Origin of the sequence: Maribacter corallii, assembly GCF_047345415.1 — a bacterium.
GTDB lineage: Bacteria > Bacteroidota > Bacteroidia > Flavobacteriales > Flavobacteriaceae > Maribacter_C.
Genome location: NZ_JBLFEP010000001.1, coordinates 1011210 through 1034066 on the forward strand (window position 1 = coordinate 1011210; position 22857 = coordinate 1034066).

Consider the following 22857-nt stretch of genomic DNA (forward strand, 5'->3'; position numbering starts at 1 on the left):
TATTTAGGAATTCGTTTTTTGGAATTTGGGATTCAACTTATGATGGATCTACCAAAAACAAGGGTTGGTCAAACTCGACCGGCGAGGAATCATCGACCAATATCTTGACGATTTTACCTGCAACTTCCGATTCAATATCATTGAAGAGTTTCATCGCTTCAATGACGCAAAGCACATCGCCCTTGCTGATTTCAGTACCTACCTCTACGAAGGATGGTTTGTCTGGTCCTGGTTTTCTGTAAAACGTACCGATAATCGGTGACTTAATGGTAATGTATTTCAAATCATCCGCACTTTCATTGGAAGCGGCTTCCTTGGGAGGTGCCGGAGCTTCTACCTGCGGTGGCGGCGCCATTTGTGCCGGTGCCTGCGCCACAGGTATTTGTTGCACGTAAGCCGTTTCGTTTCCTCCGGAAATGGAGCCGGTACGGATCGTTATCTTGATATCCTCCATTTCAAGCTTTACTTCGCTAGCGCCCGATTTGGCCACAAATTTGATCAGGCTTTGAATTTCTTTAATATCCATAAGATGTTGTTTTTTGCTCAATTAGTTAGTTATATGCCCATTTCAAATAAATAGACCCCCAGGTAAAACCTCCTCCGAAAGCGGCAAATACGAGATTATCCCCTTTTTTCAATTTGTCTTCGTAATCGTATAGTAGCAATGGCAAGGTTGCTGATGTGGTATTGCCGTATCTTTCGATATTCATTAGCACCTTTGACGCATCGAGACCCATTCGCTTTGCGGTGGCATCGATAATACGCTTATTCGCCTGATGTGGTATGAGCCAGGAGACCTCAGTGTTTTTCAGATTGTTTCGAACCATTATTTTTTCGGCAACGTCCGCCATATTCGATACTGCAAACTTAAAAACGGACTTGCCGTCTTGAAAAATATAGTGTTGCTTCGCATCTACGGTCTCATGAGTGGCTGGCAAGAGCGACCCGCCAGCTTCCATGCCCAAGAATTTTCTTCCAGAGCCATCAGCCCTGAGGTATTCATCTTGAAGCCCTAGACCTTCGTCATTCGGCTCAAATAGAACAGCACCGGCACCATCGCCGAAAATAATACAGGTGGTACGGTCTTTATAATTGATGATGGAAGACATTTTATCCGCTCCGATCAACAGTACCTTTTTGTAACGCCCCGATTCAATATAACTTGAAGCCGTTGACATGCCAAAAAGAAAACTTGAACAGGCTGCAAGCAAATCATACGCAAAGGCATTGGTCGCACCTATTTCAGAGGCTACAAAGGCCGCTGTGGACGCCACCATACTATCCGGGGTGGCGGTCGCCACCATAATCAAATCGATTTCCTCCGCTTTTATACCCCTTTTGTCCAACAGGTCATTTGCCGCTTGTATCGCGAGAAAAGAAGAACCTTCACCTTCCTCCGGCTTGAGAATCCTTCTTTCTTTAATACCCGTGCGAGTGGTTATCCACTCGTCATTGGTATCGACCATTTCCTCTAACATTTGGTTGGTCATTACAAATTGAGGGACATAGCCCCCCACAGCTGTGATAGCTGCACTTAGTTTGCTCATTCTAAAGTGATTTTGTCAAAAAATCTTCGAAAAATGGTTCAAAATTGCGGAAAATTACTGATTTTCTATGACTTTTGATTGAAAAATGGGAATTTTTAAAGTGCAACAGTAACCATATAAATCATGTATATGAAAGCTGTTTGAACAAAAAAACTCCTGCTTGAAGTAACAGGAGTATTCATATGTTTTTGATTTGCAGTATTATGCTTCGGCTTCCTCTGTCTTATCGACAAGTACCTGACCCTTATAATACAATTTTCCTTCATGCCAATGTGCTCTGTGATACAAGTGCATTTCACCAGTTGTAGCATCTGTAGCCAAGGTAGGAGCGACCGCTTTGTAGTGCGTTCTTCGCTTATCTCTTCTGGTTTTGGAAATTTTTCTTTTAGGATGTGCCATTTTACAACTTATTTATCCGTTATTAAATCTTTCAAAGCGTCCCATCTGGGATCTGTATTATCTTTATTTTCTTTTGGTTGCAGTTCTTTTAACTTTTGCAGGGCCTCCGACTTCAAGGTTCCATCCAAAACACCGGGATGTACTCTCTTTCTAGGAACGGCCAGCACCAACATTTCATAGACATACTGGCTGATATCAACCTGATGCTCTCCATGTGGAATAATCAAGATTTCATCGTCTTCATCATTGAAGGTGTCACCAAATTTCACTATCAACTCCAACTTGCCTGAGACAGCTTGGTCAAAAGGCTCTCCACTGCGGTCACAATCGACATTTACTATCCCTTCTGCGGCGAACTCCAACTCTAACATGGTGCTTAGTTTTGTCATCAAAACCGTAAGCTTAATGTTCGCAGCGTTGAACTCCGTATAGTCAAAAGATTCAAAGAACTCATTTTCAATGACGTAATGAAACTCGTGCCTCCCTTGCTTTAATCCTGAGAAAGGAATCTCAAACTCCCTTTTTTTCATCGTAACACACCGATTTTTTACGTCAGCCCTACTTGTCCTTCTACAAAAGATGGCTTCAAGGCGGGTGCAAAGATACTATTATTTTAATACTTCGCAATAGAAGATTTAGGAAATAAAATTCGTCGTTTAGGCATTCAAACCCCCTATATTCTTAAGGGAGAACCTATCGTCTTGCCCGTTGTTTTTGCAATACGTTTTCAGTTAGGCCCTGATACTCCTTTCTGTTCTTGAAGATATGCAACGCGGTGAACACTGCTTCCTTAAACGAACTGTGATCTGCTTGGCCCTTACCCGCTATTTCATAGGCCGTACCGTGATCTGGGGAAGTTCGCACACGACTTAGCCCCGCGGTAAAGTTGACCCCGGTGCCAAAGGACAATGTCTTAAAAGGAATCAGACCTTGGTCATGATATGCGGCCAAAATTGCATCAAATTTTTTGAAACCATCCGATCCGAAGAAACTATCCGCGGAATACGGACCGAATACCAAATGACCAGCATCGGACATTTCTTTGATTACCGGCTTCAAGATATCCTCGTCTTCTTCACCAATGGTACCGTTATCACCGCTATGCGGATTTATCCCCAACAGGGCTACTTTCGGACTACGGACACCGAAATCCATTCGTAGTGATTTCTCTATGGTTCTGACTTTTGTTCGTATCAAAATGGGATTAATGGCCGTCGGAGCGTCCTTTACAGCAACATGGTCGGTCAGCAGGCCTATTTTAAGGTCATCGGTGACCATGAACATGAGGCTTTCCCCTTCGAGTTCTTGTGCCAAAAAATCAGTGTGGCCCGGAAAGTTAAAGTCTTCCGATTGAATCGTATTCTTATTGATGGGCGCAGTAACCAAGACATCGATACTCTCGTTCTTCAGGGCTTCAGTGGCCGCTCTTAACGATTTTATGGCAAATTCTCCGGCTGTTTTGGTAGCCTCCCCGAACCTAAGTTCCGGTATCTCTTTCCACACATTGACCACGTTGATTTTTCCATCGATCGCTTCCGCGGCGTCTTGAACTCCGTTGTACTTGATTTCAATGTTCAGGGCTGATTTTTGGGCGGCTATAGTCTTACTGGAAGCAAAGAAAATAGGCGTGCAAAAATCGAGCATACGTGAATCTACAAAGGTTTTCAGGGCGACTTCACAGCCTATTCCGTTTAAATCCCCGACGGATATCCCCAACTTTATTTTTTCAGTTTCCTCCATGATATTCTATACCTTTGTGACTAGAATAAGACACAAAACTAGGCAATAAAAACGGAACATGTTTACAGGTATTATCGAAACTTTGGGTGAGGTCGCCGATTTGAAAAAAGAAGGCGGCAATCTTCATATGACTATTGCTACCCCATTGGCCCAAGAGCTTAAAATAGACCAAAGTGTCGCCCATAACGGAGTTTGTTTGACCGTTGTTTCTTTAGATGAAACCACCTATACGGTGACCGCCATTGAAGAGACACTTGAAAAAACGGCACTAAATACCTTACAAGTAGGCGATCAAGTCAATCTCGAAAGGGCAATGATTTTAGGAAGTCGCCTTGACGGACATATTGTTCAAGGGCATGTGGATCAAACCGGGGTTTGCACTGCTGTGGATGAAAAGGATGGAAGTTGGTTTTATAGTTTCGAATACGATCCGGCCACCAAGAACCCGACTATTGAAAAAGGTTCAATTACCATCGACGGTACGAGTTTGACAGTTGTCGATTCCGCAAGGAACAGCTTTAGCGTAGCTATTATTCCCTATACCTATGAGCATACCCGATTTAACACCTATACCGTGGGCACTGTGGTTAACTTGGAGTTTGATGTCATTGGTAAATATGTAGCTAAATTGATGGGGAGCTAGGTTCGGTTTTACAAACTATCGGCTTTCCATTTGTTATAGAAGTGTACGATATCAATAGGATGCTTGACCTTTTTGTTTTGAATACGTTCGGCCAATTCAGGGCAATCCGAAAAATAGCTACTCAACTTTTTTCGTTTCAAACCAAATAATCCTTGATTCACCCGAATGAATCTATCCTCATTGTTCTTTTTGAAATAGGCAATGGTATCGACATACGACGAATCGTCTTCTTCATATTCCAAAAGATAGTAGCTGAGATACCCCTTCTCGACGACCCTTAGGTACTGGTATTCGCCATTTGCGGAAATACGATAGTCATCATCGAAAAACCTTCCGGTACCGATGAGCTGAAACGTCTCAAAAGTATTGCCCCCTCTGGTATAGGACTGTACTTCCTTCGGACTATATTTTCTTTTGCCCCGTTTTCCTTTGAACCGTATCTTACGGAACAGCCCACTAAACGATCCGGTCTTCCGATCCTTTACCAAACCGTATAGCGTATCGTTTGAGGTGGTGACGATATATCCCTCTTGAAAGTCATTTTGGGCGCTACTTTCAGAAGGCCATACCCCTATCATAAGGATTGCTAGCAAAAGCCTTGCCGATTTCAAGATGTGATTCATACCTATACTTTGAAGAATAGTCTTCTTTGGTACAAAATATATGCCAAAAGACAATAAAAAGTCACTACGGTAAGACCGTAGAGCAGCGAAGAGAGCTGCATAGACATGAAATCATGCACATAAACGGTATTGAAAAGCCAGCCATGTAGCGACGTATCGCCCACTTTGATCATGCCCATAATCTTACTGATAAAACTGGATAAGAAATAAACCACAATGGCATTGGCCCCGGCATATCTAAAGATACTTCCGAATTGAATGCCCTTCACATCGGTCAAATAATAGATCAACGCTAAAACGAGATTGGCCCAACCCGCGGTAACCAGCACGAAACTACTTGTCCAGAGGGCTTTATTGATCGGAAAGAAAATATCCCACACATGCCCTATGATGAGCATGGCGCCTCCGACTCCTATTAAAATCCTTGTTTTTTTCTCTTGTTTGGAGGTCAAAATGAGCCCTGTAAAAATACCTAGTAGCGAACTTACAATCGACGGAATAGTGCTTAACAATCCTTCGGGATCATAATCAGCTTTGTAGTTATGTGTTCCGAAGACCTTGACATCCAACCAGTTTGCCAAATTATTCGGTGCTCGATCCAGAGTTGATTCCACCCCTTCCACGGGAATGATCGTCATAAGCACCCAATACCCGATAAGGAAGAAAATCGCGATTCCGACCAAGGTTTTCCAATTGAAATTGAGAAAAAGAATCGATGCGAAAAAGAAGACCACTCCAATTCGTTGCAAAACTCCGGGAAAACGGATATCGGCAAAGTCCTTGAAAAAAGGAAAGCTCAGCGTAAACGCGCCAAGAAAAAGGCCTAACCCAATCAGTTTTAGTGTTCTGATCGTAATTTTTTTATAAGTGTTCGAATCGGCGACTTTGTTCTTATAAGCGAACACGATAGAGGTTCCTACAATAAACAAGAAGAAGGGAAACACCAAATCCGTTGGGGTATATCCATGCCATTTTGCATGAAGAAATGGGGCATAGACCGCAGACCAGGTACCTGGCGTATTCACCAAAATCATCAGAACGATGGTCGCTCCCCTAAAAATATCAACGGATAGTATTCTGTCTTTCATCTTACAAAATGTTTTCCTTCATTCGACCCCAGGCCTTGATCAATAAGAATCCTGAAAGTACCGCCACAGCTGACAAAACCAATGCTGCCGTAGTCCTACCGTAAATCCAATACCCGGTCGCGAACATTAAAGAATATATGAGTGCAACCCCTAAGAGCATCGCAACTATTCCTGAGGGAACGCTCCATTTTTCGTTTGTATTTATGATGTCAACACTATCGGCTTTAGCTTCGTCGACCACTTTTGACCAACCGGGCCCGCCAGGCTGTATTTTGAGGTAAAAGCTTCTTAATACTTCTTTTGATTCCGGCTGGGTCACAAATGTTACGGTAACCCAGATAATGGTGGTAACGATCATGATAAAGGGCAGTTCTGCCCAGTCAGGGAAAAGACCGGTATCTACACCGAAAAGGATTTCTTTTAAGGAAGTTGTGGCAATCAAAATGGACAAGATTCCCGAAGCGAACATGGCCGAAATCTCAGTCCATGCATTAATACGCCACCAAAACCAGCGTAAAATAAAAATCAACCCCGTTCCGGCTCCAAACGACAATAAGAGGTCAAAAACATCCATGGCATTTTGCATCGCCAGCGCCAAAAGTGCACTTAGCACCATTAAAACTACCGTTGACAACCTTCCTACGGTTACCATTTGTTTTTCTGAGGCATTTGGGTTAATCTGCTCTTTATAAAAATCAAATACCAAATACGATGACCCCCAATTCAATTGAGTGGATATCGTACTCATATAGGCGGCGATCAATGACGCCAGCACTACGCCCAAAAGACCACTAGGCAGTTTAGTCAACATCGCGGAATAGGCCAAATCATGACCCAACTTATCGGCGGGCACATTTGGAAAGGCTTCCGCTATACTAGCAATATCAGGATACACCACCAAAGAAGCCAAAGCGACCAAAATCCATGGCCACGGACGCAACGCATAATGCATGATGTTGAAGAAGAAGGTCGCTCCTATGGCATGGTTTTCGTCTTTGGCCGCGAGCATCCGCTGGGCTATGTATCCACCACCTCCGGGTTCTCCTCCAGGATACCAAGAGCTCCACCATTGCACGGCCAAGGGAATGACCAACACGGTAATGACCAGTTTTGTATCGCTCAAATCGGGGAGGATATCCATTTTAGACTGAACCAAATTATTGGAAATTATATTCTGAAGCCCTCCCACTTCGGGGATGTTCACTAGGTAATAAGCCGCTCCAATGGCACCTGCCATAGCCACAAAAAATAGTAGAAAGTCCGTATATACAACACCCTTAAATCCGCCTAAGGCACTAAAAACAACCGTAATCAATCCAGCACCTACCACGGTTTCCCAAGGTTCAAGACCCAGCATAATCCCTCCTATTTTAATGGCCGCCAAAGTAACGGCCGACATCGTAACCACATTGAAAAAAACACCGAGATAAACTGCTCTAAATTTTCTCAAAAAACTCGCTGGTTTTCCCCCATAGCGCAGTTCATAGAACTCCAAATCCGTTTTTACGTTAGATTTCCTCCATAGTTTTGCATATACAAAAACAGTGAGCATTCCGGTCAAAAGAAAACACCACCAACCCCAGTTTCCGGAAACCCCAGAGGTTCGTACGAAGTCCGTTACCAAATTCGGGGTGTCAGTTGAAAATGTCGTCGCGACCATTGAAATACCTAACAACCACCACGGCATGGTTCTTCCCGACAGAAAAAACTCGGAAGAACTAGATCCCGATTTTTTGGAAACATAAATGCCTATTCCTAAAACAAGTGAGAAGAAAACCACGATAAAACCGTAGTCGAGCGTACTTAATTCCATAGTTTGGTGGTTTCGTTAGCGTCTAAAGATAAAATAAATTAGAATACTTTTGCAGCTTGACCGCTAAACCTTACATGTGATTTTTTTCGATGCCGCTACTATTTCAATTACCGCCTGGGCCCTAGCCTTTACGGCTGCTGTGGTCATTGGCTTCTCAAAGGCGGGGATAAAGGGGATTGCTATTGTCAACGTCACCCTTATGGCCTTGGCTTTTGAAGCGAAAGAGTCGACCGGAATCGTAGTACCGCTTTTGGTTTTTGGAGATATTTTCGCGGTAATCTACTACAACCGACACACCAAATGGTCGTACATTTTTCGTTTCCTACCTTGGATATTGGTTGGTATCCTCATTGGCGTTCTTATTGGGAACGATTTAGACGAAGCCACGTTCAAAATCGGAATGGCCATAATTATTCTGGTCAGTGTTGTCATGATGTATTGGTGGGATAGACGGAAGTCGAAAGCTGTCCCGACCCATTGGCTTTTCGCAGGAATCGTCGGCACCATCGCAGGTATTACGACCATGATCGGTAATCTTGGCGGGGCATTTAGCAATATCTATTTTCTGGCGATGCGGGTGCCCAAGAATGAATTTATCGGCACGGCTGCGTGGTTGTTTCTCATCGTCAATATCTTAAAACTTCCGCTGCATATTTTTGTTTGGGAAACGATAACACTCGACACGTTCCTGTTCGATCTCAAGCTTATTCCAGGAATCATATTGGGTATTTTTGTAGGTATCAGAGTAGTGAAACTAATCAAAGAGGATTTCTACCGAAAGATGATCTTGGTGCTGACCGCCTTAGGTGCGCTACTGATTTTATTTCGGTAAAATTGATTGATTTGGGCAATAATTGTATCTTGCCTTCTATCGATAAGACCCCAATTGTGTTAAATCGATATCCGACCCGACCCCAATTCATACGAAACACTTTATAGAAACGTTCGCTACTTATGAGACTGTTCGTATTGCTTTTCTGTATTTTTTTCGCTGTAAGTTCATGTAGTACTCTTGGTCTTACAGGGAAGAAAAAAACATCCATCACCAAAAACACGAAATCACCTGGAAAGGGAACGTCTTTTTCCGATTTCGTCCCGAAGGATGCAATCTCACAACAGGGCTTGCTCAATGTACATCAAGTCGGAAGGAAATTCTACTTTGAAATTGCGGATAGTCTCCTGAATCGCGAAATTCTAGTGGTTACCCGTTTCATAAAGACCCCCTCCGGTGCCCGAAATTACGGCGGCGAAAAAATAGCGGAGAATACCATCGTTTTTGAAAAGAGTCCGACGAACCAAATCTTCCTAAGAATTGCGACTTTAGTCAGCGCCGCCGACGAAAACGACGCGATTTCGAGGGCGGTCAATAATTCTAATATCACCCCCATTCTCGAGGCCTTTGAAATTCAGGTAAGTGATCAAAAGCGCGCTTCGCACCTCATCGAAGTCACCGATTTTCTCAATAGTGAAAACCCATTACTAGCACTAAGCAGCCAAAAAAAGGAGGCCTATCGTTTATTGGGTCTGGAGAAAGATAAGTCATATATCAACGAGATCAATTCGTTCCCATTAAACACCGAAATAAAAACGGTGAAGACCTATAAAGCGAAATCTAGTAAGGAGAAACGAAAAAAGCAATTGCCTGCGGCCGTTTTGGCGGGGGTGGTCACCTTGGAAATCAACAACTCTTTTATTCTTCTTCCTCAAGAACCGATGCAAAAACGCCATTTCGATGCCCGCGTGGGGTACTTTGCAAGTTCGTATCTGGAATATGGTGATGACCAACAAAAAGTGGACAGAAACACCTATATCCACCGCTGGCGCTTAGAACCAAAGCCTGAGGATATCACAAAATGGGAACGCGGTGAACTGGTAGCGCCTAAAAAGCCCATTGTATACTATATTGACCCCGCCACTCCCAAAAAATGGAGGCCCTACTTGATACAGGGCATCAATGATTGGCAGGTTGCTTTTGAGCAGGCCGGTTTCAAAAATGCCATCATCGGCATGGAATGGCCCGAAGACGATCCGGCCATGAGTCTCGAAGACTCCCGTTTTTCCGTGCTGCGCTACTTCGCCTCTCCTTTTAAAAATGCCTATGGACCAAATATCGTCGATCCACGAAGTGGTGAAATATTGGAGAGTCATATCGGTTGGTACCACAATCTATTGAATTTATTGCACAGCTGGTATATGGTGCAGGCGGGCGCGGTCGATTTTCGAGCACAACAGATGGAATTCGATACCGAACTCATGGGGCAACTCGTGCGTTTTGTAAGTTCACATGAAGTAGGTCATACCCTTGGCCTTCGTCATAACATGGGATCAAGCTCTGCTACGCCTGTCGAAAAACTAAGGGATGCCGAATGGCTTTCCAAAAATGGACATACCTCCTCTATCATGGATTATGCCCGCTTCAATTATGTGGCGCAACCTGAAGATAACATTCCCTTGGAGCACTTGATGCCTCGTATCGGCGACTATGACAAATGGGCTATTCAATGGGGTTATTCCCGATTTCCGGACTCATTGGAGCCTAAGGAAGAAAAAGAGCTGTTAAGCCAGATGGTCGTGGATAGTGTGGGAAATAATCCTAGGCTATGGTTCGGTGGTGAAGGACGTGATTTTGATCCGCGCTCCCAAACCGAGGATTTAGGGGACAATGCGATGGAAGCCAGTATGTACGGCATTCTCAATCTGCAACGTATCGCTCCTTGCATCAAAGAATGGGTCAAAGAAAATGATAGTGATGATTTCGCCAATCTGGATCAAATCTATAAGGATCTTGTGAATCAATACAGTGACTATATATTTCATGTATCCAAAAACATCGGAGGCATCTATGTAAGCCCAAAAACTATGGGGGAAACAGGGGAAGTCTACCGCCCAGTGCCCAAACAACTCCAAAAACAGGCATTGGCCTTTCTCAATACCTATATTTTTCATGAGCCCAAATGGTTGATGCGTAATGATATTCTCAATGCCATTCGTTCACCGCAATCAAAGGAAAGTGTCACCAAGACCATGGAAAGTGTGATGATCAACTTGCTCGGGGGAAGCCGGATCAGCCGAATGACCTTTATTTCAGAGCGCTATGAAGATGAGAATCCATACCGCCCAGAAGAATATATCGATGATCTCAACCAACTGGTCTGGGGCGATATGAATGTCTTTTATCAAACCAATGCGTATCGTCGTAAACTTCAAAAATCATATGTTTCTAATATGATCGCGTTGTACAAGCCAGATGTTACCGAAGGTATTGTTGAAGGACTTTTGGCCGAATTATCGAAGGGGTATACCTCGAACACGGATGTGCGATCGCTAGCTTTGGATAATCTGTTGACCTTGCAGGGGAAAATAAAAAGAACGTTGCCTGTAATGACAGACAGACTTACTATCGCCCATTTGAACTATCTCAAACGAGAGATTGAAGCTGTGGTCGGGGAAACGGATGACGTTGACCCCTTGTTCATTCCATTTCGAAAGGATATCTCCATTAAGGAAGAAGGCAAAGAATAGCTATTGCGCGTATTTTTCCATGGTGAACAATTCTGGTGAGCCGCCGCGATTTCCACAACCCGAGGCAATATATAACGCTCCCTCATATTCAACAAGACCGGTGCCATGTCGCCCTTCCAATAAAGGATCAAGGCTTTCCCATTCATTGGTCGTCAGATTCAAGGCTTCGACCTCGGCATGAGCTTTCTGTTGTGCTGTAGACTCCCCGCCGATTACCAATACCTTATCCTGAAACAAGGTAGCCGCATTACCAGCTCTTACGGTGGGAAGGTTATTGGGGAGGGTTTCCCACGTATTGCTCGAAATATCATAGCTATCGACTTCTGCGATGGTACCTCCAAAAGGCTGATCAGGAAATATACCGGTATTTCGTCCTGCAGGAGCAACGATTTTTCCATTGACCAAAACGGCCTGAAAATGGTCACGGGCCCGGGGGGCGTCTGCCAGCACCTCCCACGTACCGGTAGCCGGGTCGTACAAGTCCATCCACTTTTTATGGTCTCCTATATGTCCATTTTTGATGCCGCAAGCGATGTACACCTTTCCGTTGTACAAGACATTCCCCGTAGAACCTCTTCTCCGCGCTTCGGGAATCTCATCGCCTTGACTCCATGAATCAGTAGCCGTATCATAGATATACACATGTGTTACGGGCGTTTCATTGGGCCATCCGCCGGTTAAGGCTCCGATGATATAGATTTTGCCTTCTATGACCACGGGCTGAAAATGATGTAGTTCCAATGGCGGTTCCGGTCCTGTGGTCCAACTTTCATCTTGGGTATCGAAAATACTCACGGCACGAATATCCCTTCCGCCCAATAAGTAGAATTTCTGACCTACCCGAACAAAAGCGGCCTCATGGCGCTGAATGGGTTGACTATCATCTGCGGCTACTACAGCTTGCCAGGTGAAAGGTGTGGTATCATTATCCGTTTCCGAATCCGTGTCAGTATCGGTGTCGGTTTCCGTATCAGTTTCAGTTTCCGGTAATGGGGTATCCCCTTTGGCATCTTCTTTACAATTGATGAAGACTAGTAGGCAAAACAAATAAAATACGTTCTTTATCATGGCTTTCGGGTATTCATAGTTCAACCGAAATATATAAATAAGAAACCCTACGACCAAACTTCCCGAGAGACGATCTGCTAAAAGATTGAAGCATTTAAACTATTGTGCTATCCCTTAGTATGACAAGAGCCGGTGTTCAATACACCGGCTCTACAACTAACTTAAACCAAACTAACTCAAATAATCTTATCTCAAAATTCGTGGATTTTCGCCTAAGGTAGATTAACTAAACTTGAAGTTTTGTTTAACTATATGCACTAGTTTCCGGAAACCTCAAGGGCATTATTTTTTATCGAACCCTTCTCACTTTTTAAGCCTAATGCTTTGGCAATTGTCGGGGCTATTTGCGAACTATAAATCTGACTTTGCGTTGAAACTTCCCCAAGGGTAGCGACATCTTTACCGAAGAGAATGAGCCAAACACCCCCTGCTCCGGACACCTTATTACCATGGCTTTTCCAACTTTCCAAGGGATCGGTACCGCGTCCGTGGTCTGTAGTGATCAAGAACAGCGTATTGTCTTTGTAAAACGGATCGGCTTGGGTAAAGTTCCACAGTGCTTGGATCATGTTATCCGTAGTATTCGCTGATTTCAAATAAGCTTCATAGTCCCCATCGTGAGCGAAATCATCCGTTTCGCCATAGGCGATATATATAAATTCAGGATGCTCCTTTTTCATATGTTCCAGGGCATAAGAATGTGTAAAAACGTCTAAACGAACCGTACTCCATGGACTGGGTGCCATGGGCTGCAACTCGTTCAAAAACCTTTCCCGTTCGCTGAGGTGCTGCCCGGTTGCCAGTTCGAACCCCGCATTTACAGGAACGCCCGATCGTTCTTCATTTACGATAAACGGAAAGACGTCCCAACTGCCGAAGGCAGCTACCTTGCCTTTATACCTCGAATCACTGTTCGCAACTTCCAAAATTGTGACATTCGGATTTGGAATTTTGTCATTACTGTTGATTCTGGTATCATCGGCCTTGCCTGATAGGATTTCATTGTACCCAGGGTATGAGAACCACATCGTATTTGTCAGATCCACCTTGCTCCCTACATTTCGATTGCCATGAAGTTGTCCTATTTTAGAAGCTTTTTGCCAAATAAAGGGCAGTAAGGCTTCCCGTCGCTCTTTTAGGCTTTCCCTCCAGAATCGTTGTTTTAAGTCCGTGGTGTCATGAACATATTCCGAATTGGATACCAAAAGCGGATCGGCACCTGAAAAGAGCTCTTGCCAACGCAAGCCATCAAGGGTGATTAGAACAACCTTAGTGTTTTGTTCTTGCGCATTTCCTACCAAGAACCCGATACCCATACATAACAGTAATACTTGAATTTTTATGTTTTTCATATCATGCGGCGTTATACATTCTTTTTTTCCGTTCTGTTTTATAACCTGCTCTAAATGTAATCAAAGTAGGATAAACTTCTAATTTTCCCACCACCCTTTGGTATTGATATCATCTGCTCCAAAGGCGGAAACTGCCGCCTTGTAGTTGTCTCCGTTCAATGTTTGTTCAGAATCGGGATACAGGAAACGCACGGGTACGGCATCATTGTTCACATTATCGGGTCCTGGAACGATAACGGAGGGTAAGCCCGTTCTACGGAAATCATACCATGATTCCAATCCGACGAGGAAGGAAGCCAACCACTTTTGGGTCATGATGGTTTCCAATTGATCGTCATAGGCAACACCAGGTTGTGCGGTATAGGCGGCAATATCCTGATCAACGTCCCAATACTCAAATGAGAGCCGAATACCTTCGGTATAGAGGGTTTCGGCATCTGCGGAAATAAGTCCACGCTGGGCGGCCTCGGCAAATAGGAAATGTACCTCAGCGGTCTGAATGATCGCTGCCTGTACCGAGTTAGATGAATCATAGAAAAACGCCTGGTTGATTCTGGATACATTATTTGCCCCACCGTTAAAGGTCGATGCATTATCCTCACTGAGTCCATTAGTGAGGCCCACAAAAAGCGACGGATCATCTTCAGGGTTATCAGTAGGCTGAAACCAGCGTTGCAGTCGATTGTCATCAAAAGACTTTAATACCGCCTCACTGGTTTCGCTCATGCGATGCTCGTCAAAACCACCGATACGGCCTGTACTTATGGGCCAAGAGTCTATTTGGGTAGTCGCAGGGTATAGCATCACCGCATTATCGTCATTGGTCGCAATAAAGATACCCGAATCCAATATGGCTTGTACCTCTGCTCCGACATCATTTCTATTTGAGGTACGCATTAAGTAGCGCAGGCGTAACGAATTGGCAAACTTCAGCCATTTAGTTGTATCGCCTCCATAAAGTATATCTCCCCCCAGAATCGATTGGTTTAGTGCCAATTGGGTTTCGGCCCTACGTAGGTCATCCAATATTCCTGCATAAATCGCCTGTTGGGAATCGTAAGCCGGAGTAAAGTTTCCGTCGGTAGCCGTAATGGCCTCCGAGTACGGTACATCTCCCCAGTTATCGGTCAAATTGGCAAAGACATAGGCACGCAAGACCAGGGCCATGCCCTCGTAGGAGGTGTTTTTGGTCTCTTCGGCCAAGGCGCTCTCCAAAATCAGCTCTATTTCTGGAAGAATCCCATAATAAGTGTTCCATAAACCTGATTCAGAACCCCAATTATACCGATCAAAACCCGTAAAATTGATTTTAGCGGTCAACTGGGCCACAATATTCCCTCGGTCCCATCCACCTGCATCGGCGGTCGTGGTCGCCAGTGTAGAAATTACCGTTGAAAGCAACAGGTCTGCACTGACCTCTTCAGGTTGATTGGGATTCCTGTTTGTTTCTTCAAAATCTTTTGTGCACCCCGCTAGGGTGATCAAAGCAAGGAGAAGGATTTTAGTTTTCATATATTTTTTCATCTTTTCTATCGGTTTTAGAAGGTTACATTGAGGTTGAACCCATAACTTCTTGAGCTAGGGAGTGCCATATCTTCGACCCCTGGTACGATGGTACCGCCATTGAACGATATGGTTTCAGGGTCGAAATGTGGGTTCTCAGTCCATAAGGCCAAATTTCTTCCGACTAGGGAAAGGTTTATGGACTGTATAAAGGTGTTCTTTAAGAGCTTTTTAGGCAGATTGTATCCAATTTTCACTTCACGAAGTTTCAAGAAGGAGGCATCGAACATACCGATTTCCTCGTTGCCCCGATTATAACGCCACCAGTAGTAATCCCGACCGCTTAAGCGAACGTCATTGGGGCGATAGCTTCCGTCCGTATTTTGAATGACCCCTTCAGAAATAATACCTTCCTCACGGCCAACGGCGGTAAAATCCATCAGACCTGAAGTACCTCCGATCAATACGGTTCTAGACATAATAACTCCCCCTTGGCGCCAATCGAATAAAACACCCAAGTTGAAACCCTTATAGGTAAAGGTGTTCTGTAAGCCCAATGTAAAATCAGGATTATAGTTTCCTAGCAATTTCAAGTTGGGGTCGCGCAGCGAGAACCCATCTTCATTGTGAACTACCTGCCCAAAGAATGCACTGTTCGGGTCGTCAACAGTGACCAGTCCGGTACCATAAACATCACCCATACGGCCGCCTACCTTTGCCTGGACACTTAAATAGTTGTTCGACATCTCATAGGTATCCAAACCTTCCGTCAACGATTTTACCTTGCCCCTTGCTCTTGTGAAGTTGGCCGTGGCATCCCATCTAAAATCCGTCGTTTGAACAGGTGTAGCGTTCAATACAACCTCTACACCTGTATTTTGGATTTCCCCGGCATTGATAATCCTTGAACTAAAACCCGATGTGTTCGTTACGGGTAAGGTTAGGATCTGGTTTTTGGTCGTCGAATCATACCAAGAAACGTCAAGTCCCAAACGATTATTGAACAACCGAAGGTCGGCCCCGATTTCAATGGAATTGGCCTGTTCTGGAAGTAGTTCTTCATTTCTAAGGACTTCGGAGGCACTGACCCTTTGAAAGTTTCCGAAGGGTTCATTGAATGAAAAAGTGTTCCGTAAGGCATAGGGATCGGTATCATTACCTACTTTGGCCCAGCCACCACGAAGCTTGAAAAACGAAACTTGTTTGGGTAAGGTAAACATATCGGAAAGTATGGCACTAACGCCCACCGAAGGATAGAAGTACGAATTGTTGTCCGCAGGTAAGGTGCTTGACCAATCATTCCTTCCGGTAACATCCAAGAACAAATAATTTTTATAGGAAACATTGGCAAATGCGTACAGCGAATTGATTTTTCGCATATCATTGAACTGTGTCTTGGATAAGGGTTCGGCGGAATTCGCAAAGTTGTAGATTCCCGGAATGGAGAGGGAGTTGGCACTGATACGCTTGAACCGATTTTCCTCTTCGCGAATGTTTCCTCCAATGGAGGCTCCAATGGTGAAGTCTTCGGTCGCTTCTTTAGTATAGGACAACAGAAAATCCGTGTTTTGTTCCTTAAAGAAAATATCGTCTTCCCTATATTGCCCCCTTGCGAAACGCTGTGTACTGTATGCCCGACGGCCTGTACGCAATTCCCCGAAATAATCGATCCCGGTACGCAACATCAAAGACAGGTCTTTGGCAATGTCGATATCAACACGGGCATTTCCGAAAATACGGTCCTTATTGAAGCCATTCGTATTCTCGTTCATTGTAAAATAAGGGTTGTCGTGCCAGTTATAGTTGTAATTGAACTGCTGTCTACCCTCGAGACCTGGCTGCCAGTAATCCCTTAAGGAGTTCATATTGATCTGACGCCCGAACCACACCCAGAGATACATAATGTTTTCGGTGCCATAAGAATTGTTGGGGCGATTGGTACTCCCGCTATTGACATAATTTATAGAGGACGAAACCTTTAACCACGGTCTCAGCTTATAGGAGCCACTGAGGGCATAGGTCTTTCGTTCATAATCCGTATTCGGCAAAATACCCTCACTATCAAGATTGGTCAAAGACATCCTGAAATTACCGAACTCGTTACCGCCTGTCAACGAAAGGTTGGTAGTGCTGGTCATTCCGGTTTCAAAGAAATTTTCGATATTGTTAGGGTTAGCGACCCATGGCGTAGCCGTTATCTCATCTGCAAACGTACCATCGGCATTTCTGGGCCGCAGTGCGAAGTCTCCCGCTCTAAAACCGCTGCTGGTCGGACTGTCATGTTGAAATACCAAACGGCCATCCAATGGTGGACCCCAGCTTTCGTCAATGTTATCGTTGGTTCCTGCCCCAAAGCCATCGCCAAAAGAAAACTCGCCCCCAGCCCCTTGACCGTATTGGTTTTGATATTTTGGGATACGCAATGCATTTTCAAAGGTGAGGTTTTGGGTAAAGCTTATGCCCAATCCTTTGGAACCTTTACCGGACTTCGTGGTAATCAACACCACGCCATTTAGTCCGCGCGACCCATACAAGGCCGTGGCATTCGGCCCCTTTAGTATAGAAATCGACTCGACATCATCGGGGTTTATATCTTGAGCGCCATTCCCATAATCCGTTTCCAAGTTGCCCTCTGCTCTATTGCTTATGGTTCTATTACTTATTGGGATCCCATCTACGACAAATAAGGGAGAGTTGTTTCCGGGGATAAGGGAGCCCTCACCCCGAATGGTAATCAAGGAAGTCGACCCTACCCCAGAGCCGCCACCGGTAATCTGTACGCCAGCAGCCCTACCCGCAAGTGAATTTGTCACGTTGGTTTCACGAGCGGTCACCAGGTTTTCATTTTTCACTTCCTGAACTGCATAACCCAGTCGCTTTTTTTCTTTTTTAATCCCCAGGGCCGTTACCACCACTTCATCAAGATTCTGCGCATCGGGTTGTAAAGCAATATCGGCCATGGTTTTTCCGGAAGTATCAAATTCTTGGGTGATATACCCTATATATGATACTTCTAAAATCTCGTTTCCCGTGGCAAGTTCAATTATAAAATTGCCATCAAAATCGGACGCTACTCCATTGGAGCTACCTTTCACAACAACGGAAGCACCCGCTAACGGGTCGTTGTTTTCGTCGAGCACCCTACCGGAAAAATCGGTTTGGGCATGGGTCGTGGCCAGCATAAAAAATGCAAATACCAAACAGTATAGTGTTTCTTTCATTTTCTTTCGTATTTGTAAACTTTGGTTTATTATTACGAAACAAATATCATAGACCACTGTTAGTAAAACATACTATTCATATTAACAAAAAGATATCCCTAGATTAAAAATATTATGAAATCGTTATCTGAAAATAGTTTACAAATACTCAATTCAAGCAAAAGTTAATTTTGGGTAAAATTATTGGATTCTCGAGGGAAAAGACGGGTTTCGAGGGAATCGGATAAGGTTCTGATTTCAATTAAATGCTATGTTTGTAATCTACAACGTATTCTATGGAAGATTATCTTATCGGTATTGGTAAGCGCATCAAGGAAATAAGAAAAGGCGGCGGAGCTACTATTAGTGAAATTGCTCAAAAGGCCGAAGTTACAGGTGGGCTGATATCGCGTATTGAAAATGGCAGAACCATTCCTTCTTTGCCCGTTCTCTTAAAAATCATTACTTCCCTAGATGTGGAGGTAACGGAGTTCTTCGGCGGAATGCCCCAGGTAAACGGAGCTAATTTCATTGTTTCTAGAAAGGAAGAGAATGCTGTTATTGAGAAGGAGGACGAGGCCATTGGTTTTGAATACACTTATATTTTTGGTAAACAGTTATCGTCACTGGGTTTCGAAACCGTACTATTAGAAATCAAACCCAATTCAAAGCGCGACAAAGTACGCACGGATGCTTTTGAGTTCAAATATATACTGTCTGGAGAGTGCTCCTATATCATCAATGAAGAGGAGGTCTGCCTAAGGGAAGGCGATTCGATATTTTTTGACGGGCGTCTTCCACATGTACCCGTGAATAGGGGCCCCGTCTCTTCGAAAATGCTAGTGATCTACTTTTTTATTTGAACCGTTCGAAAAGGTTTTTGATCGCAACTTAGGGTTTAAGGTACGGAGTGAGTTCAAAAAGTGAATCGACGACATAGGTCGGTTTTGCAGATTCCAATTGTTGCCATGTATGGGCCCCGGTAGTTACCCCAACGGTTATGCCACAATGGGCATTTTTACCCTCTTCGATATCGATGATTGAATCTCCGGCCTTCAGAACGTTTTCGGCGTCAAAAACGTTCAAAGCTTCCATGGCCTCGAAAATCATATCGGGATGGGGTCTTCCTAATATGACATCATCGGCGGTAACCAAAGTGTCATATTGTTGCCCTTTGACCCAGTTCATTTTTTGTAATAGCCGTGTTGCAATGGGTTTCGAATACCCGGTATTTAGGGCAATTTTGATCTTTTTTGACCGCAAATGTTCCAAAAGCGGCACTACACCTTCGAAAGAGGTGACTTTCAAGGTGTCATACGCTATATCAAGCATTCTTTTGAAGTCTTCGAAAATCGGTTCTGAATCTAATTTGCTGTCGGCATCCACCTGGGCCAATATGTCCTTTATGGCTTGGTGCTTCTCCTTACCAGCGCCGTACTCAAGTACAAAATCCAGAGAAAGGCCGAAGCCAGTTTTGTTGATGGCTTTTTGAAGGGTTTTATAGACTACATTGTCTTCATTGACGACGGTACCCGCCATATCAAAAACCACTAGTTCGATTTTATGCATGTTGTAAATTAAAGATTTTAGCAATGTTTTCTTCCGCAAAGCCAGCACTTCCGGTCATGCCTTTGCCTCCGATACCGGTTACGACATGAATATCGTCATCAATAGTATTCCGATAGATATCGGAAGTTTTGCACTGCGAGTAAAACCCCGGCCATCGACGTTGAATGTCGTAGGTCGGTAGGTCAATAATCTTTTTAGCCTCTTGAATAATGAAATCATCGATATCCATATTCAAGTCCGTCCCCAAATCATCCATTCGATGGGCGTCTGCGTACTGGTGCGAGTCGCCAATGATAACGGAACCGTCGGTCGCTTGTTTGAATAAAATATGTACTCCCCATTTTTTGATGAGGGAGTCTTGGTCTTCCCGAGCCTTGATTTCGTGATAAGATGGACATTCGGCGAAGGATTCATAGCGACGAATGGAGAGTCCAGTTAAAATGGAGCTAGGAAGGGTGAAATTCCCCTGTGGTTTTGTCTGCATCATTTGCAATTTGGACACTTCTAAATCGCTCTCCTCGAACAATCGCGGATAGAGCGTTTTGAATTCGCTTCCATTACAAATGATAACCTTTGAGGCAAGAAGGGTCTTGCCGCCTGAAAGATAGACTTCAACACCCTCCGATAGCTTATTGCATTCGAGTACCGTGTTTTGGAGGAATAAATCCAAACCTACGGCTTTTAGATACGTGTGTACTTTATTGACCATCAAACGAGGTTCGACCATAATTTCCTCTGGGAAAAAGAGCCCTGCCTTCACATAGTCTGATCGCAGACCGACATAGCGCTCCAAACACTCCTCTTTCGTCAATAAAACCGATGTATATTGGTTATTTTGATTGATTCGATGAAGCTCTTCCAGTAGTTGTACTTCTTCCTCGTTCGCGGCAAAGTATACTGATCCTTCCTGACGTACGGAAATATCAAAGGCTTCCTGTATTTCCTTATAGATCCTTAAGCTTCGGCGTCCATAGGCTTGCCATTTGGAATTCATGCCTGAAGGGACTACTTGCCCAAAATTGCGGACGGTTGCACTCTGAGGAGTACGATCTTTTTCTATTAAGGCGACTTTAAGTGCGTGTTTCAGTGCGTGATAGGCATGAAAGGTTCCCAGAACCCCTCCGCCTACAATAATCAAGTCATATCCGTTTTTCATCTACTCCATTTTAGTTATACCATTAACTGGGTTCGATCATCTCTACCGACCATTCTATTCATGCTCCCCCGATCTTAAACAATGCGCATTTGCTGTTCCGAGGGAAGTTGCACTTTCTTATACTTTGACCTAAAATATACTAACGAAAGTATGCCAACAACCAAACCTATCAAGGCAACGAGGTAGGTACTATTGATAAAGAACCGTACCCACGAAAGTTCGCCTTGACCAAAATTTTTATAGAGCAGAACACCTATGCTTCCAAGGTATCCGAAAGCATCGGCGACATAAATGAGGAAACCCACATTACCTTGTATTCTAAATACCGCGATCATTCGATCAAAAAATAGCCCGTTAAAAGGCACATAACAGCTATAAAGTCCAAAACCTGTGACCATCATCCATACCAGCGGGGAAACGAGCTCCATTTGATACAAGAAGGTATTGGTACCGATAATCAACACTCCAAAAAGCAAGAGGTAGTGATAATATAGAAAGGCCTTTTTGTTGTTTTTTATGAAACTCATTGCTCCCAATGCCAATAATACCACGATGGCTATCGGAATTTCCGCAAGCGTGTAAACGGATACATCTCCTTCATACCCTATAGCATCCCAAATTTCACGAGAAAAATTGTCTCTGAAATCTCGCAAAGCGGTCAAGCAAGTATAGAAGAAAACAAGTATGGCCAAGGGAAACATAAAGGTACGTATCAACTGTTTTCGGTCTGACCGGGTCATCGGGTCTCTTTTTGAGCGTAAGGTCATGTCTTCGGCAGTAGGTTGGGGCATGCGCTCTAACAAGAAAGCAAAACAGGCAAAAGGAATCAAAAAAAGTGCTCCGGTTACCGCAGGCATCCATATTTCAGCAATCTGAAGTTGATTGAGCACAACAAGCCCTATCGACTTAACGGCACCGCTTGAAACAATAAAGCTAGAACAAAGGGCGACACCAAGAATCTCGGTAAACTTTCGCCCTTCTAAATATGAAAACACGATGCCCCATATCATTCCCAGTGAAAGGCCGTTTAGAAACATAAAAATGATATTATACGGGGCGGATAGCACACCAAAGGCTATCAAACAACCTTCAGCCAAAAGAATCATGCCAAGCAGGTACGGTAATCTGCGATTGGGGCTTAGTTCCGAAATCAATTGAATACCGATGAACTTAGATAGCATATACCCCAACACCTGCGAAATGATCAACAATATCTTATAATCTATACCAATAAAAGCTATGTTCTCAAAGGTGGCTACGGTAAATGGCTTACGAAAGGCATACATACAAAAATAGGTGCCGAACGATGCGAATGCACTGTACCCAAGAAACCGAATATCGTTTACCGCTATTTTCAAAAACAAATCTAAGAGTTTACAAATGGTAAAAATTTGTAAACAATATTCTATATTTTTTTAGTATTAGTAACTATTTAAACGTTATCTGATCGTTATAAAAAAGTAACTCGGCTTGTATATTTTATAATCATCGCTTAACGAAATGGTAAACACCAGTTTACAAGGACTCCCATTTTAAATGACAAACTTTGTGTCACCTGATTTTCGTTACATGAAAATTAACTTCAGTTTATCCTTGACCTTTTTGGTCAACTTCTTGATTACTCGATTGAGTAC

General features: G+C 43.8%; 19 protein-coding genes. 4 read left to right on the plus strand and 15 right to left on the minus strand.

Annotated elements, in window-relative coordinates; genetic code table 11:
- Positions 1-37: 37 nt before the first annotated feature.
- From accB to pdxA, 5 genes are all read right to left on the minus strand, one after another.
- Positions 38-526, minus strand: coding sequence for an acetyl-CoA carboxylase biotin carboxyl carrier protein (gene accB, locus ACKWCA_RS04665; protein WP_413976974.1), 489 nt, complete (start codon positions 524-526; stop codon positions 38-40).
- A gap of 25 nt (positions 527-551) precedes the next feature.
- Positions 552-1547 carry a beta-ketoacyl-ACP synthase III gene (locus ACKWCA_RS04670; protein ID WP_413976975.1) on the minus strand — a complete coding sequence of 332 codons (996 nt, stop codon included), beginning with the start codon at positions 1545-1547 and terminating at the stop codon, positions 552-554.
- 201 nt (positions 1548-1748) lie between these two features.
- Positions 1749-1946: a 50S ribosomal protein L32 gene (rpmF, locus tag ACKWCA_RS04675; protein ID WP_413976976.1), complete on the minus strand. Its 198-nt coding sequence runs from the start codon at positions 1944-1946 to the stop codon at positions 1749-1751.
- Positions 1947-1954: 8 nt separating this feature from the next.
- On the minus strand, positions 1955-2476 hold the full coding sequence (locus ACKWCA_RS04680; RefSeq protein WP_413976977.1) for a YceD family protein: 522 nt from the start codon (positions 2474-2476) through the stop codon (positions 1955-1957).
- Between the two features lie 163 nt (positions 2477-2639).
- Entirely contained in the window at positions 2640-3686 is a 1047-nt protein-coding gene (gene pdxA, locus ACKWCA_RS04685) for a 4-hydroxythreonine-4-phosphate dehydrogenase PdxA (RefSeq protein WP_413976978.1), read from the minus strand.
- A 58-nt stretch (positions 3687-3744) separates the two neighbouring features.
- Here pdxA and ACKWCA_RS04690 point away from each other — a divergent pair, with 58 nt between their 5' ends.
- Positions 3745-4329 (plus strand): riboflavin synthase, encoded by a 585-nt coding sequence (locus ACKWCA_RS04690; RefSeq protein WP_413976979.1) that lies wholly within the window; start codon positions 3745-3747, stop codon positions 4327-4329.
- Positions 4330-4337: 8 nt separating this feature from the next.
- Here the strand turns inward: ACKWCA_RS04690 and ACKWCA_RS04695 are convergent, their stop codons facing one another.
- The 3 genes from ACKWCA_RS04695 to ACKWCA_RS04705 are packed head-to-tail and all read right to left on the minus strand — an operon-like array spanning position 4338 to position 7853.
- Positions 4338-4952 carry a hypothetical protein gene (locus tag ACKWCA_RS04695; RefSeq protein WP_413976980.1) on the minus strand — a complete coding sequence of 205 codons (615 nt, stop codon included), beginning with the start codon at positions 4950-4952 and terminating at the stop codon, positions 4338-4340.
- 2 nt (positions 4953-4954) lie between these two features.
- Positions 4955-6040, minus strand: coding sequence for an acyltransferase family protein (locus tag ACKWCA_RS04700; protein WP_413976981.1), 1086 nt, complete (start codon positions 6038-6040; stop codon positions 4955-4957).
- 1 nt (position 6041) lies between these two features.
- Entirely contained in the window at positions 6042-7853 is a 1812-nt protein-coding gene (locus ACKWCA_RS04705) for a sodium:solute symporter family protein (RefSeq protein WP_413976982.1), read from the minus strand.
- A gap of 76 nt (positions 7854-7929) precedes the next feature.
- Here ACKWCA_RS04705 and ACKWCA_RS04710 point away from each other — a divergent pair, with 76 nt between their 5' ends.
- Positions 7930-8685: a sulfite exporter TauE/SafE family protein gene (locus ACKWCA_RS04710; protein ID WP_413976983.1), complete on the plus strand. Its 756-nt coding sequence runs from the start codon at positions 7930-7932 to the stop codon at positions 8683-8685.
- A 122-nt stretch (positions 8686-8807) separates the two neighbouring features.
- Positions 8808-11375 (plus strand): zinc-dependent metalloprotease, encoded by a 2568-nt coding sequence (locus ACKWCA_RS04715; protein WP_413976984.1) that lies wholly within the window; start codon positions 8808-8810, stop codon positions 11373-11375.
- Here the strand turns inward: ACKWCA_RS04715 and ACKWCA_RS04720 are convergent, their stop codons facing one another.
- From ACKWCA_RS04720 to ACKWCA_RS04735, 4 genes are all read right to left on the minus strand, one after another.
- Positions 11376-12443 carry a Kelch repeat-containing protein gene (locus ACKWCA_RS04720; RefSeq protein WP_413976985.1) on the minus strand — a complete coding sequence of 356 codons (1068 nt, stop codon included), beginning with the start codon at positions 12441-12443 and terminating at the stop codon, positions 11376-11378. It abuts the gene before it with no gap.
- A 257-nt stretch (positions 12444-12700) separates the two neighbouring features.
- Positions 12701-13795 carry a phosphoglyceromutase gene (locus tag ACKWCA_RS04725; RefSeq protein ID WP_413976986.1) on the minus strand — a complete coding sequence of 365 codons (1095 nt, stop codon included), beginning with the start codon at positions 13793-13795 and terminating at the stop codon, positions 12701-12703.
- Between the two features lie 78 nt (positions 13796-13873).
- Positions 13874-15307 carry a SusD/RagB family nutrient-binding outer membrane lipoprotein gene (locus ACKWCA_RS04730; RefSeq protein WP_413976987.1) on the minus strand — a complete coding sequence of 478 codons (1434 nt, stop codon included), beginning with the start codon at positions 15305-15307 and terminating at the stop codon, positions 13874-13876.
- A gap of 26 nt (positions 15308-15333) precedes the next feature.
- On the minus strand, positions 15334-18519 hold the full coding sequence (locus ACKWCA_RS04735) for a SusC/RagA family TonB-linked outer membrane protein (protein ID WP_413976988.1): 3186 nt from the start codon (positions 18517-18519) through the stop codon (positions 15334-15336).
- Positions 18520-18794: 275 nt separating this feature from the next.
- Between ACKWCA_RS04735 and ACKWCA_RS04740 the strand changes: the two genes are divergently transcribed.
- A complete protein-coding gene (locus ACKWCA_RS04740) occupies positions 18795-19361 on the plus strand; it encodes a helix-turn-helix domain-containing protein (RefSeq protein WP_413976989.1) in 567 nt (188 codons plus the stop codon).
- A 28-nt stretch (positions 19362-19389) separates the two neighbouring features.
- Here ACKWCA_RS04740 and ACKWCA_RS04745 read toward each other — a convergent pair whose 3' ends face one another.
- From ACKWCA_RS04745 to ACKWCA_RS04755, 3 genes are all read right to left on the minus strand, one after another.
- Positions 19390-20067 carry a phosphonatase-like hydrolase gene (locus ACKWCA_RS04745; protein WP_413976990.1) on the minus strand — a complete coding sequence of 226 codons (678 nt, stop codon included), beginning with the start codon at positions 20065-20067 and terminating at the stop codon, positions 19390-19392.
- Positions 20060-21223 (minus strand): TIGR03364 family FAD-dependent oxidoreductase, encoded by a 1164-nt coding sequence (locus ACKWCA_RS04750; RefSeq protein ID WP_413976991.1) that lies wholly within the window; start codon positions 21221-21223, stop codon positions 20060-20062. The genes ACKWCA_RS04745 and ACKWCA_RS04750 overlap by 8 nt, the downstream gene beginning before the upstream one ends.
- Positions 21224-21297: 74 nt before the next feature.
- Entirely contained in the window at positions 21298-22587 is a 1290-nt protein-coding gene (locus ACKWCA_RS04755; RefSeq protein ID WP_413976992.1) for a DUF5690 family protein, read from the minus strand.
- Positions 22588-22857: the final 270 nt, after the last annotated feature.